Origin of the sequence: Halopseudomonas maritima (genome assembly GCF_021545785.1) — a bacterium.
GTDB classification, from domain to species: Bacteria; Pseudomonadota; Gammaproteobacteria; order Pseudomonadales; family Pseudomonadaceae; genus Halopseudomonas; species Halopseudomonas maritima.
This window is the reverse complement of record NZ_CP079801.1, coordinates 3,749,496-3,762,158: the sequence shown is the minus strand read 5'-3', so window position 1 is coordinate 3,762,158 and position 12,663 is coordinate 3,749,496. Positions and strand designations below refer to the sequence as shown.

General features: G+C 61.3%; 14 protein-coding genes. 2 read left to right on the top strand and 12 right to left on the bottom strand.

Annotation, left to right across the window (positions count from 1 at the left end; all coding sequences use genetic code 11):
- Positions 1-7: 7 nt before the first annotated feature.
- The 9 genes from HV822_RS17390 to HV822_RS17350 all read right to left on the bottom strand — a co-directional run bounded on the left by HV822_RS17390 (position 8) and on the right by HV822_RS17350 (position 7,917).
- The gene (locus tag HV822_RS17390; RefSeq protein ID WP_238871518.1) at positions 8-1,636 is read right to left on the bottom strand and encodes a DUF1302 domain-containing protein; all 1,629 of its coding nucleotides are present in this window, start codon (positions 1,634-1,636) and stop codon (positions 8-10) included.
- A 20-nt stretch (positions 1,637-1,656) separates the two neighbouring features.
- Entirely contained in the window at positions 1,657-3,036 is a 1,380-nt protein-coding gene (locus HV822_RS17385) for a DUF1329 domain-containing protein (protein ID WP_396265175.1), read from the bottom strand.
- A gap of 153 nt (positions 3,037-3,189) precedes the next feature.
- A complete protein-coding gene (locus tag HV822_RS17380; RefSeq protein ID WP_238871517.1) occupies positions 3,190-3,846 on the bottom strand; it encodes a hypothetical protein in 657 nt (218 codons plus the stop codon).
- Positions 3,847-3,910: 64 nt separating this feature from the next.
- Positions 3,911-4,531, bottom strand: a complete 621-nt coding sequence (locus HV822_RS17375) for a c-type cytochrome (RefSeq protein WP_238871516.1) — start codon at positions 4,529-4,531, stop codon at positions 3,911-3,913.
- The gene (locus HV822_RS17370; protein ID WP_238871515.1) at positions 4,528-4,971 is read right to left on the bottom strand and encodes a c-type cytochrome; all 444 of its coding nucleotides are present in this window, start codon (positions 4,969-4,971) and stop codon (positions 4,528-4,530) included. Before HV822_RS17370 ends, HV822_RS17375 begins: the two co-directional genes overlap by 4 nt.
- 3 nt (positions 4,972-4,974) lie before the next feature.
- The gene (locus HV822_RS17365; RefSeq protein ID WP_396265174.1) at positions 4,975-5,493 is read right to left on the bottom strand and encodes a methylamine dehydrogenase light chain; all 519 of its coding nucleotides are present in this window, start codon (positions 5,491-5,493) and stop codon (positions 4,975-4,977) included.
- An 8-nt stretch (positions 5,494-5,501) separates the two neighbouring features.
- Positions 5,502-6,134, bottom strand: a complete 633-nt coding sequence (gene mauD, locus HV822_RS17360; RefSeq protein ID WP_238871513.1) for a methylamine dehydrogenase accessory protein MauD — start codon at positions 6,132-6,134, stop codon at positions 5,502-5,504.
- The gene (locus HV822_RS17355; RefSeq protein ID WP_238871512.1) at positions 6,134-6,694 is read right to left on the bottom strand and encodes a MauE/DoxX family redox-associated membrane protein; all 561 of its coding nucleotides are present in this window, start codon (positions 6,692-6,694) and stop codon (positions 6,134-6,136) included. The genes mauD and HV822_RS17355 overlap by 1 nt, the downstream gene beginning before the upstream one ends.
- Complete coding sequence (locus tag HV822_RS17350) at positions 6,688-7,917, bottom strand: amine dehydrogenase large subunit (protein ID WP_238871511.1); 1,230 nt, start codon at positions 7,915-7,917, stop codon at positions 6,688-6,690. Before HV822_RS17350 ends, HV822_RS17355 begins: the two co-directional genes overlap by 7 nt.
- Positions 7,918-8,179: 262 nt before the next feature.
- Between HV822_RS17350 and qhpR the strand changes: the two genes are divergently transcribed.
- Positions 8,180-9,181 (top strand): AraC-like transcriptional regulator QhpR, encoded by a 1,002-nt coding sequence (gene qhpR, locus HV822_RS17345; RefSeq protein WP_238871510.1) that lies wholly within the window; start codon positions 8,180-8,182, stop codon positions 9,179-9,181.
- Between the two features lie 72 nt (positions 9,182-9,253).
- On the opposite strand, the gene HV822_RS17340 is transcribed toward qhpR, so the two are convergent.
- Positions 9,254-10,681, bottom strand: a complete 1,428-nt coding sequence (locus HV822_RS17340; RefSeq protein ID WP_238871509.1) for a coniferyl aldehyde dehydrogenase — start codon at positions 10,679-10,681, stop codon at positions 9,254-9,256.
- A gap of 239 nt (positions 10,682-10,920) precedes the next feature.
- Complete coding sequence (locus HV822_RS17335; RefSeq protein WP_238871508.1) at positions 10,921-11,139, bottom strand: hypothetical protein; 219 nt, start codon at positions 11,137-11,139, stop codon at positions 10,921-10,923.
- Here HV822_RS17335 and HV822_RS17330 point away from each other — a divergent pair.
- Entirely contained in the window at positions 11,125-11,586 is a 462-nt protein-coding gene (locus HV822_RS17330; protein WP_238871507.1) for an acyl-CoA thioesterase, read from the top strand. The two genes, HV822_RS17335 and HV822_RS17330, sit on opposite strands and share 15 nt — an antisense overlap.
- 63 nt (positions 11,587-11,649) lie before the next feature.
- Here HV822_RS17330 and HV822_RS17325 read toward each other — a convergent pair whose 3' ends face one another.
- Positions 11,650-12,609, bottom strand: a complete 960-nt coding sequence (locus HV822_RS17325) for an OmpA family protein (protein WP_238871506.1) — start codon at positions 12,607-12,609, stop codon at positions 11,650-11,652.
- Positions 12,610-12,663: the final 54 nt, after the last annotated feature.

The following is a 12,663-nucleotide window of genomic DNA, read 5'->3' as shown; positions in this document are numbered from 1 at the left end:
CCCTGCTTCACAGGTTGCGCGAGAGCACGAGCCCGACATAGTCACGATCTCCCAGCAACTGGTCATAGGGCGTATCGCCGCCCATGAAGGTCGCGTAGTTGAGCGTCACCTGCCAGGTGCCTGGGTTGCGCACAAAGTTCAGGTACAGGTTCATGCTGCTGGCGCCGTCCATATAGGGCGCAGCCAACGTCGGGGTACGGCCCTTGAGCGAGCGCGAATAAAACACGCCCGGCGTGACCTGCCAACCCGGAATCAGCGTGCCGTCGTAGGTCAGGCTGAGGTCAGCGCTGATGCCGGAGGTGGTGCCGTTGCCCTGCGCCGTGGGTAGCACGGCCGGGTCCAGCATCCATGTGTTGACGCCAGCGGAGATCAGCTCGCCGTTGTACTCATCCTCAAGGTCCGGGTACTCCACTACGACCAGTTCGGTCAGCACGGTACCGGTACTGGCACCGGTCAGATCCAGCAGCCAGCCGCTGTTCGACGGCACCATGCTGTAGAGGCCCGTCAGGTGCCACTGGAACTTCTTCTCGTCCTGCCAGCACTCACCCTGCTTACCCGTACAGCCGAAGGTAGGGTTGAGCGCCACGGCATCTTCAGGGCGATACGACAACTCGGTGCCCACCGCCCAGTCGCCGACCGGGAAGTTGGCGCTGACGCCATAAAGCATGCGGTCTTCGGGGTAGACCCAGGTCGGTGCGAAGGTGGTCTGGTCGAAGAACAGCGACGGCAGCTTGTCGTGGTAGCGCAACACGTAGAAGCCGAGATTGAGGTCGGTATTGGCCGGCTGCCAGTTGAGCGACAGCCCCCACTGACCACTGTCCCGCGCATCACGCTCACGGTAGCCGTAGGCTTTCATGCCCTCGCCCAGCGCGTTGGTAGTAGACCAGTAGCTTCCTACCGGTGGCAGTTCGGTCTTCTCCCAGCCGAACTGGTAGTACGCCTCGAAGGTCAGACCCGCACCCAGCCCGCCAGCCAGACTGAAGATCGGTGCCGGCAGCAGAGCCTCCTTCAGCTGGGTGCCCGGCGTGGACAGCGCCATCACATCGTAGCCGTTGGTTTCGTTGATGCCGCCGGACGCGAACAGGCTTTCCCCCCAGTTGATCGCCTGGTTGCCAAGGCGTGCGCGCAGGCGTCGGTCACCCACATAGAAACTCTTGCTGACCCACAGATCGAGCATGCGCGCCTTGAACTCCAGCTCATCGCGGGCGGAATCGGACAGGCCATCACTGTCTACCCCGGGTGGCCGATCCCAGCCCAGCGTGCCGCTGGTGCGGGTGGCGGCGAAGTCGCGCTTCCAGCTGCCGCGCGCCATCACCGTGTAGTCATCGGGCAGGCGCAGCAACAGCTCGTGAACGCCCTTCAGGTAGCCGGTGTAGAGATCGCCCTTGGCGTAGTTGAGATTGCCCTGATCGCCGATGCCGGCAACCGGCGAGAGGCAGGCATTCGGCACCGAGTGGCCGTGGGCGCCCTGGGTCACCAGACCGCAGGACGGGGAATCGGTGCGCATGCCGGCGCCGGCGGAAATCACCGAGTCAAAGGCGCCGCTCACCTCGCCAAGTTCGAAGGTGAACGCCGCGCTGTGCACAGACGCGCCAAGCAGCGCAACACCGGAGAGAGTGAAGATGGATTTATGCATGTTCAGGTCCTCGATTCGGCTCAGCGTTCGCTGATGACGCGCAGGTTGTCGGAGGTGTAGAACGAGCGCTTCAAGCGCGGGTTATTACCCTGCTCGGTCAGCCAGCGGTGGTCGGTACCGGAGCCCAGCGGGCTGTTGTCGAACAGGTAGCGACCATCAATCAGGTTGTGCTGGGCAAAGGCCTGCACGTCACAGCCGCCAGTCTCGTAGACCGGAATCAGATGGCCCTCGCGTACCTTGGCGACCCGATCCTGAGCGTCGTAGTCCACCGCTGCGAGCGGTGCCCAGCTGTCTTCATCGAGGTAGAACAGGCGTTTCGGCGCGGAGTGACGCATGCCGTCACGCACGCGCGCCTCGACTACCCAAACCCGGTGCAGTTCGTAGCGGCGATGACTCGGCGCGATAAAGTCGCGCTGCGCCACATCCTCGAAGCGCGCCTTGAAGTCGTACAGACCGAACGAGTTGTACGGCACCAGCAGTTCCTGCTTGCCGACCAGCGTCCAGTCGAAGCGGTCGAGCTGGCCGGTAAACATCGAAATCTCATCGACGTTGTACTGGTTATCCAGTCCGATCTGCGGCGCGTCGTAGGAGTAAGACGGCATCCGGCGCACCCTGCGCTGGCCTGGGAAATAGTAGAAGGTTTCCGAGTCGGCACCGGCGCGGATCGACAACACCGCCGCCTGACCAGCCAGCGCCGCGGGCGCGAAGTAGGAGAAGTAACCCGCCACTTCCAGCCGGTCGTAGTCGGAGAACCGCGCGCTGGGCTGCTGCGCCCAGGGGAAGAAACCGATCTGATCGGTCAGCATCTTCAGCCAGTCGTCGCTGCCACGGCGTGGCGACAGTGCGGCCTGATTGCGCGGCATATCGAAGGCCAGCCCGCGGTAGCGCATTTTCATGTTCCACATAGCTTCGACGCCATTGCTCGGCATGGGGAAAGGGATGCCCGGCACATGGGCCTCCTGCAACGCCAGACCACTGTCATCGAGCTGCGCGAAGCCGACGTTCTGCCGCGTGTTCTGCGCCACGAACGTGGGCACATCGCAGCTGCGCCGGGTCGGGTAGACGTCCATGCGGTAGCCCGGCAACTGCTTGAGCATCTCGACGTGGCCCGGCAGCAGCCGCGCAGTGTGCTCGGCCTGGTTCTCTGCGCTTACCGAGTACAGCGGCTGGTCGCCTCGGTGTACCCAGTGCTTTGCCCGCAACTCACCGTAGGCCCAATCGCCGCCCTGCGCGCCGGGTGGCGTCCACGCCGGGATTACCCCATCGGCCGACGCAGCCGGGTTGGCTCCGATCGGCGTCAGGCTGCTGCCCAGCGCATCGGCGCCCTGTTCACTCGCCCATGCGGCGCCCATCACGTACATGCCCAGCCCAAGCGCAATGCACCCTCTTGCGGCCTGCATCACCGCAACCCTCATCGACCGCTCTGCAGCTAACCGTTTCATCAGATACTCCTCTTTTTTGGCGCAAAGACACCCGCACGCGGTGCCCGACAACGCGCATTTCTTGTAAAGGTAATTGCCAGTCAGACCGGGGCTGGCGCCGGTAAACCGTGATCAGCTCACGGGAGCAGCCCGTGCCTTGGCGCAGGCCAGCGCGCTGTAAGCGTGGTAGAGCGAGGCGAACAGGTAAGACCAGGTCAGCAACGCGAGATTGAAGAAATTCAGCACCACGTTAGTTGCCTCACCCGGGATTTCGTAGAAGTCGTAAATCAGCGCAATCGCCAGCATGCCGGTCATCGCCAGCAGCACCGATACCGCCTGTGTACGTTCGCCATGCGCCAGCAACAGGCGGGCGAAATGGATCAGGTAAGCGGCGAACAGCAACGCCATCAGCACGTAGAAATACGGCAGCACACCGGCAAAGACATCCAGGCGCAGCAGGAAGGTCGCCGGGATGCTGATGGCAAAGACCAGCACATCGACCAGTGCGCTCGGCTTGAACCCGCGGGTCACGACCATCAGGCCGAGAATGGTAATGATCGGGATGCCGAAGCCGCGGGAAAAGGCATCGAGAAACATCGAGATTTCATAACCCAGCGGGTAGCCCACCGCCTGAAACAGCAGCATGTTGGTCGCCGATACGGCAACAATCAGCCATTCGACGCCCAGCAGATAGTTCCTGTGGCGACGGATGAACAATATCCCGTAGACCAGCATGGTCAGCGCCAGCACCAGGCAACTGAGTGACAGAATCAGACTTCTTGCATCCATGAAAACACCCTGCGTTTCTATGCGTTAAGCCACCGCGAGTGGCCGCTGAATCGGTTAACGGAACTCACTCTTCGGCGGCTTGTTGACCGCTCACATACTCGACTACTGCCTGGCGATCCGTGTCGCCCAGCTGCATGGCGATACTGCGCATCCACGGGCCATGAATTGCGTCCTGCTCAGCGTTGCCACGCCAGCCGCTGGCGTAATTACGCAGCTGACGATCCAGATAGGCAGCATCCAGCAGCCGCAGATTGGGCGCCTGCAGATGTGCATTCCCCCGGGCATCCGGCCCGTGACAGTAGGCGCAGGTGCCCTGATACAGCCTTGCCCCACTGCCCTGCTGCGCCAGCGTAGGCGATTCAGCCGTCGCCAGACCCGCATAGTGACGCGCCAGCCCCTCCAGCGCGGACTCAGGCACCGCAGCCAGCGCTGAACGCATCAGCACGCCCTGACTGTCCTGCGCGTCGTAACCACGCGCGCCAGCCTTGAAACTGAGCAGTTGCTGCAACAGGTAGCTGTAATGCTGACCCGCCAGCCGCGGCGCGCCGAGCGCCGGATTACCTTGCCCCTGGGCACCGTGGCAGGCCGCGCAGGTTGCCAGCTCGGCGCTATCCGGCGCGGCCTTCGCCCAACCGCTCAGGCCACAGACCAGCCCCAGCACAATCACTGAAACACGTATTCTCATCGGCCAACCGACTCCTTGGCGGGCAGCATTTGCTGCTGGTTGATGCGGTCAATCAACTGCGCCCGCAGCGCGTCCACATCATTGGGTACATCCTGCCGCCAGCGCTGCACCTCAGCTGCGCTGTAAGGCTCAAAGCCCTGCGGCAACTCGGCCGTCGCGTAGCGCTCCAGCATCCAGTTCAACACCCGCGCCAAGCCTTCGTCGGTCAAGCCCGAGAGCGAAGAGCCCGGCACCTGAACCAGAAACTCACGGCCACCCTCCACGCCGAGAAACAACCCCAGCTGCCCCGGAAAAGCCGGCACCTGGCGCTGCGGGTTACCCATGCCATCCGGCAGATGGCAACCTTGGCAATTGAGCATGTAGTCGAACTCGGCAGGCTCGGTGGCATGGCCAAACGGGGCAGCCAGCAGCAGCGCACACAATGGCAGCAGACGTTTCATTGCTTACTCCCGGACGCCGATCACAACCGACAGCGAGCAGTGATACGGCATGTCGGCCAGGCTGCCCGAACACCAGTTGATGTCGTTCGAACTCTGTGGCCGATACAGCGGCGTGTCGCCCTCGTCACGCTGACAGCCGCAGCGCCCGCAGCTGCTCTTGCCGCAACAGTCGTTGTAGGAGATCACGTAATCCTTGCCATCAGTCGGGTTGCGGCAGGTACCAATCCAGGTGATATCCGAGCGCACCGTGCCGGGAGGACAAGTGCTCACCGAACCACCGCAGCAGCCACACAGGAAGCCGTCAATCGCGCAGTGACGCCAGTAGTCGCAGCTGTTGGGATCGCCGCTCTCGACCAGCCCGCCGGGTGTTTGCGCAAAGGCGTTACCGCGAAACACCGGCAGCAGCGTTGTGGCTCCTGCGCCAATCAGCAGGGTGCCAAGGCCGCCCAGAAACCCGCGCCGCGAACTGCTTTGCGCCACCCGGCGCGACAGCAGCTCTGCCGCCTCATCGAACCATCGAATTGCCATAGTCAGTGCACCTGCTGAAAAAGAGCGGCGTCGGCCTGCTCGGCTGATCGGAGCGCCTGCATCGAGGCATGGCCATGAATCTGCGCTTCGAACAGGCTATCGAGATGCTCGCGCGAGTTAACCAGCCCGTGCGCCACGACGGTGCCGTGCGCATCGATCAGCACTGCGTAGGGCAGCTTGCTGATCTGGTAGGCCATACCCACCTCCCGCGACAGCAGATAGGGGAAGTCGTGCAGCCGCTGCGCGCTGATAAACGCCTGATGGGTCGCTTCATCGCCGTCGCTGGCAAGCACTACGCGCACCTGCGCACGCTGCTGATCGCGGATCGAGCGCAGCGCCGGCAGCAACTGCTTGCAGACCGGGCAGTTGTCGGAAAGAAAGAACAGCAGCGTCGAACGCCCATTACGATCACCACTACCCAGCTGCACACTGCCGCCGTTCAGGCTGGGCAGCTCAAACACCGGCGCCTGCTCGCCAGCCTTGATGGCCTTGCCAAGCGACAGCGCACCGACCGGCTGCAACCGTTGATGCAGCAGCCCGACCTGCCGCGCCAGCGCCCACACCGCAACGGCCAGGCCAATGGTCAGCAGCCAGAACAGCAGCGCCGAGGTAATCAATGCATGAGTCAGAGCCATTACAGCCTCCGCAGAAGTGAGTGATTGGAGATCAGCTGATGGGCCAGCGCGTACAGCAGCACACCGCTCAACCCGGCACCCAGCAACGACGCCAGGTCAAACCAGCCAAGTGCGCGTGGCACCACTGGCCACAGCAGCACCGCCGTCATGCCCACAAGCAGCAGGTTGCGCAGCACCAGCGCGGCACTCGGCGGCTGAGGCCGCTCGCCCAGCTGGCAGCCGCAGTCAGGCAACGCCGTCCCTGAACGCAACGTGAGCGCCAGCACCAAGGCGTAGATAATCAGCAACAACAGCGCCGGCAATGCCGCCAACGGCTGCTGCAGACTGCACAGCAGACCCATCGCGGCCAGCAGCTCCAGCACCGGCAACAGGCGAGAAAAAGCACCTTGCAACCCCGCAGGCAGCGGCAGTCCAAACGCCCGGGCGTAACCCTCCAGCGCCAAAGCAAAGCGCGCCTGATTGGCCAGTTTGTGCAGCGCCGCAAGGGCGAACAGCAGCGCCATGCCCAGCATGATGGTCAGATGCATCAGCGGATCGTGCAGCCAGCCGAAGATCACCATGCGGTCACCTTGTTCAGATAGCCGACCGGCAAATCCCCGATACCGCGCAGGTGCTCGCCGCTGTCGGCGTCGTACAGGTTGATGCCCTGACGCATCAGCGGCATCAGACCCGCCTCGCCTCGGGTCAGATAGATCCAGGTGGTAAACAGCGCTGGCATCGGCACAATCCAGTCCAGGCTGTAGAGCCGCGGCTGCGCCCCCTGACTGACACCGATCGCGGTGCTGTGCGCCTCCAGCTCAATGCGCGCAACCCGCTGTTCACTGCGCACGTCGTACACCCAGACTTCGGTGCCCGGCTTCTGATAGTTCTCTGGCACATCCTTGTGCATCAGCACAAACAGCCGGCCACTCGCTTCATGGATCGCGGTGCCATGATTGCCCGCCACGCCCCAGCCGTCTGCCCGCTCGGCGTCGCTGACCAGCGACCAGCGCTGACGTCGTTCGGCCCCGGCCGCGGTCATCTGCAGCCCCCAGGCGTAGTTCTGTTGAGAGACGAAGTACCAGGTATCACCCAGGCGTGACGCCGGCGTCAGCAGCAGGTCTTCCAGTGGATCGAACAGCGGCTCGGTACGCTGCTGCACGGCGACGCTGCCCTGTTCATCCAGCCGCAAGTGAAAGAAGCCGCCGTTGCCGCAAATCGCGTAAAAATCGCGCGGCCCAGCCGGGTAGAGTGAGGCGCAACCGGGAATGGCCACCTCGCCAACAAAGCGCTGCTGCTCAACGTCGACGATGGACACCGACGCCGCCGGCGTAAAGTTCAGCACCAGCAGAAAGCGCTCATCATCAGACAGCACACTCAGGCCAGCCGACAGCATCCCGGTCATACGCTTGGGCGGGATCGCAATCTCGGCTTTGGGGCTCAGGGTGCGTGCGTCGTAGACCGTCACCACGTCCTCGCGGGTACCGCGCGAGCCACGACTGAAGTAGATTTCGGCGGCGTACAGCTCGGCCCGACGGTGCGACATGACCAGATCACCCGGCCAGGTGCCGGTGTTCAACTGCCCAAGATGGCGACCATCGTCAGCAAACAGGTACGCACGACCATCCAGCATGGTCGGCGCGTTGTTACCCCAGACCCAGAACCAGCCCTGTCCTTGATAATCATCCAGCACTTCGACATAGGACTGCTCGGGCACAAAGCCTGTCTCGGCCTGTGCCGCCACATTCCCCAGACACAAGCCGCAGCACAGCAAGTACCCCAGCGGTCGTATCAGTGTTCGCATAAACAGAATTCCATACCCTTTGCACCAGACATATTCCGGGCTTCGAAGATGAGAATAAGAGGCGAACGACGGGGGCGCTTGACCAGCGATGACAGCATTTCGAACAGTAGGCGACAGCCCGCCAGCATGACCAAAGCACTAGCGACCAGCCCATACCGCGGCTTTGCAAAGCCGCGCGCGGTCTCTAAGATAGCCCGGTCAACCAAAGCCAGCAGCGCCGCTGACTGCTGCCAAGCCCATAGCCCGTCAAGAGGTCAGGCTGATGACGTCACAACGCTTGCATACGATCTACGCGGAGAATTTCTTCCGTCGCAATGCTGCGGTGTTCGCGCCACACTTACCGAAAGTAGGCCTGAACGAAGCCATTCTCAGCTCGCCCGAACTGGAAATCCCATTGCACCAGTACGTGGCGCTATGGGAGCAGCTCGGCCTGCACGAGTCGCCGAGCATCGGTCTGGAAATGGGCATTCAGGCGTGCAGCAGCGACTACGGACTCTACGGACACGCCGCGCGCAGCGCGCCGACCATGACCCAGGCGCTGCAGGTATTGAGTCACTTCATTGCCGTGTTGATGCAGGGTACCCGGGTGGAGCTCGACATCAACGACGAGTGGCTGTCGATCAGCTATCAGGTTACCGACCCGCTGATCATCAACCGCCGCCAGGACGCCGAGTTTACCGCTGCCTCAGGTCTCAGCCTGATACGCGAATTTGTCCAGCAACCCGCGCTATGTCCGGCCCGCGCCGACTTCGAGCATGCCGCCCCCGAGGACCTTACCGCGTACCAGCGCATCCTCGGCTGCCCAATCCACTTCGACCAGCCCGACAACCGGCTCTACTATCCGCGCGCACTGCTCGACGTCCCGATGAAAACCGCCGACAGCCGCCTGTTTCAGCTGCTCAGCCCGCTGCTGGAAGAGCAGCTCGCGGCCCGCGAAGCCGACACCGATCTGCTCAGCCAGTTGCGTTTTCAGATCGCCAGCCACCTGAGCACCCACGACTTCAGCATCGAACGCATTGCCGACAGCATGAACATCGGCGTGCGCACCCTGCAGCGCCGATTAGCCGAGTACGAGCTGGGCTACAGCCAACTGGTCGAGGATGTCCGGCGGCCACTGGCAGAGAACTATGTTGCCCACTCGGGACAAAGCTTTACCGATATCGCACTGTCGCTCGGCTACTCGGAAGCCAGTGCCTTCAGCCGCGCGTTCCGCCGCTGGACCGGGCTCAGTCCGCGGGAGTTTCGCCAGCGCGCGCGCAACTAGGCCGCAGGCAAGACAAACAAAAACGGCGATGGCTGCCTGAGCAACCATCGCCGTTTTGTCTTACCGAGCGGCTTAGCTCTTCATTTTGATCATCATGTTGAGCATGCGCATTGCGCGTGGGCCGTAGGGCGGCAGCAGCATATTGATGCCGCGCACTGGGCCCTGATACAGAACAGGGCGCATCTTCGAGAAGGTCAGGAAGCCTTCGTAGCCATGGTAATGACCCATGCCGCTGTTGCCGACACCGCCAAACGGCAGACTGTGCACGCTCACGTGCAGCAGGCTGTCGTTGATGGTTACGCCGCCGGACAGGGTGTTATAGATGTACCAGTCGGCCAGCTTGCGGTCGTTGGTGTAAGCGTAGAACGCCAGCGGACGCGGATGGTCATTAATGTAGCCGGTGACTTCCTCACGGCTGCTGTAGGTCTTGATCGGCATGATCGGGCCGAAGATCTCGCGCTGCATCACATCCATGTCGTCGGTCGGATTCAGCACGATGTGCGGCGCCATGATCCGGCGGCTGGCGTCGGGCTGCTGGTCAGGCATCAGATTGACGATGGTCGCGCCCTTGCTCTCGGCATCGGCCAACGTCGCCTGCAAACGGTCGTAGGAGCGCTGATCGATCACCGCGGTGTAGTCGCCACTGTTGATGTCAGGATAGTGCTTGGCAGCGTAGGCCTTGGCCGCCTCGACAAAGCCCGCGACCTCGTTTTCCGGCAGGAACAGGTAGTCAACATTGGTGCAGATCTGACCGGCGTTGAACATTTTGGCCCAGATGATGCGCTGGGCTGCGGTTTCAATAGGGAAGTCCGGTGCGACCACCGCCGGTGATTTACCGCCCAGCTCCAGGGTAACCGGGGTCAGGTTGCGCGCGGCGTTAGCCATGACGGCCTTGCCGGTGGCCGGCGAGCCGGTGAAGAAAATATGGTCAAAGGGCAGCGCGGTAAACATCGGGCCACGTCCACCACCATCTTCGAAGAACGCCAGCTTGCCCTCGGGGAAGTAGCGTGGCGCCAGTTCACGCAGCAGGCGAGCAAGATTGTTGGAGTTTTCCGACATCTTGATCATCGCGGTGTTGCCGGCGGCGAAAATGCAGGTCAGCGGATGCATAGCCATCGCAATCGGGAAGTTCCACGGCACCACCACCCCAACCACGCCAATCGGCTGTGGAATCAGTCGAGCCTTGGCCAACGGCATCTGCATCGGATCGGTGTGCCGCTTCTGCGGCTTCATCCACTTCTTCAACTTCTTGATGTTGTCCTGCAGACCGTCTAGCGTGACTGCAATTTCAGCGAAGGAGGTTTCAAACCGCGCGCGGCAGCCGTAGTCCTGATTGACCGCCTCAACCAGCGCGTCGCGGTTGTCGGCCACCATGCGCACCAGCGCTTTCAGGTCGGCAACCCGCTGGGCGTAGTCGGGATAGCGATTGGCCTCGAAGTGGGCTCGCTGGGTCTCAAGGCAACGGACAAACTCGGCAGGGATTTCAACTTGGGCGTTCATATCAACCTCTCTGGGAAGTGGCGCCAACAGCGCTGCACGGACTGGGATAAGAGCAGCAGAAACGATAGAGGCGCGTTGGCACAGCGACGTGTAGTACGCCGTTCGCAGGCAGCCCCGATTGGACATCCTGACGGCAGCACCTGTGCGTCACAGCGGTCACCTCGGTTTCTTTATCATTTTTGTATCTTTACATCGTGGCATAAACCAGAGCAGAAAAACTTGGCATATAACGACAATCATTAGTCGAGTAACGCCGCGACTTCAAGGTTCTCACGCACCCGAATAAACCCAAGATAACTCTCTGCCAAGCCGGCGTTCTTGTTTGTACGCTGTCGGAATTCCACGAAGAACCCTTTTTTCTGTCCAGTACCGCGGCGCTCAGGTAAAATACGCGCCACCGCCCTCCCCCATGAATTCACCGCAAGTAGCAAGGCTCTATCCGTATGGCGCGTCTGCATCTGGACTTTCCCGAGAACCAGTTTTACTTCACCACCCAACTAACCGTTCGCATCACCGATATCAACGGTGCCAATCACTTGGCGAACGACTCCATGATCTCGATGATTTCTGAGGCGCGAGCCCGTTTTCTGTACCAGTTCGGTATTGAGGAAGTCAGCGAGAAAGGCGTCGGAATCATTGTTACCGACCTGGCCACGACCTACCTGCGCGAAGCTTTTGCGCGCGATGCTCTGATCTTTGAAGTTGGCCTGATGGACTTGAACAGATATGGCGGCGACATCATCTTCCGTATCAGCAAGGCAAGTAATGGCGAACTGGTTGCACTGGCAAAATCCGGCTTTGTTTTCTATCACTTTGCCAGCAGCAAAGTGCGCCCCATGCCGGAAGATTTCCGCGTTCGCTTTCCTGGCGTCAACAGCGTGGAAGCTGAAAACACCCCAGCCTGAGCCAGCGTGTTTCAGGCACAAAAAAACCCGGCCATTGGCCGGGTTTTTTCTGAAAAGTGAAGCTTACTTCACTTCAACCTGCGCTTCGACTTCAGCTTCAACGCGACGGTTCATCGCGCGACCTTCGCCTGTAGCGTTATCAGCAATCGGACGAGCTTCGCCGTAGCCAGCAGAGCTGACGCGGGAGCCGTCTACACCTTCGCTGATCAGAGCTTCACGTACCGCGTTGGCACGACGCTCGGACAGGTTCTGGTTGTAGGAGTCGCTACCGACGGAGTCAGTGTGACCTTCAACGGTAGTAGTTACCGACGGGTAGGTCTTCATGAACTCAGCCAGGCTCTGAATGTCCTGACGGAACTCCGGACGGATAGTGTCCTTGTCGAAGTCGAACAGCACGTCCAACTCAACGCGAACCGACTGCATTTCCGGGGCCGGAGGAGGTACCGGAACCGGAGCAGGTGCCGGAGCGGGCTCAGCAACCGGCTCAGACTTGGAGCCGAAGTTGATACCCAGGCCTACACCTGCCTGCCATTCAGTATTACCGTGGTCAAAGCCATACAGCGCATCAACACCGGCCTTAACGAAGAAGTTCTCGTTCAGGTAGTTTTTGATACCAACACCGGCCATTGCCATGGTGGTGCGGTCCTCGATGTTGGTTCCATCGGGCTCAAGTTCCTGGTGTGCCAGACCGGCGGAGATGTACGGACGTACATTACCTGCGCCGAAGTGGCGAACCGCTTCGAGCTGCAGCAGTGTGCCGTCAACGTCAGTGTCGGTCGGCTCGTGCTCCAGGTTTTTGTACTTGCCCAGACCGATGTTCAGCAGGACATCGTCATTGACGAAGTAACCGATGCTGCCACCTACCAGAGTGCCATCGTTGGCGTCGTACATGCTATCGGTGAAGTAGCGGTCTGCAAAGGCTTCCACCTCGACAGAGCCGGCTTTACCCTGGGCCAGCACAGACATGCTGGACGCAGCAACGGCGGCACCAACAACGAGACCCACAGTGTTTTTCAATTTCATCTTTGAATCCCCATCAAATCCATTAAGACGTTAAGCTTTCGCAAAACTCCGACG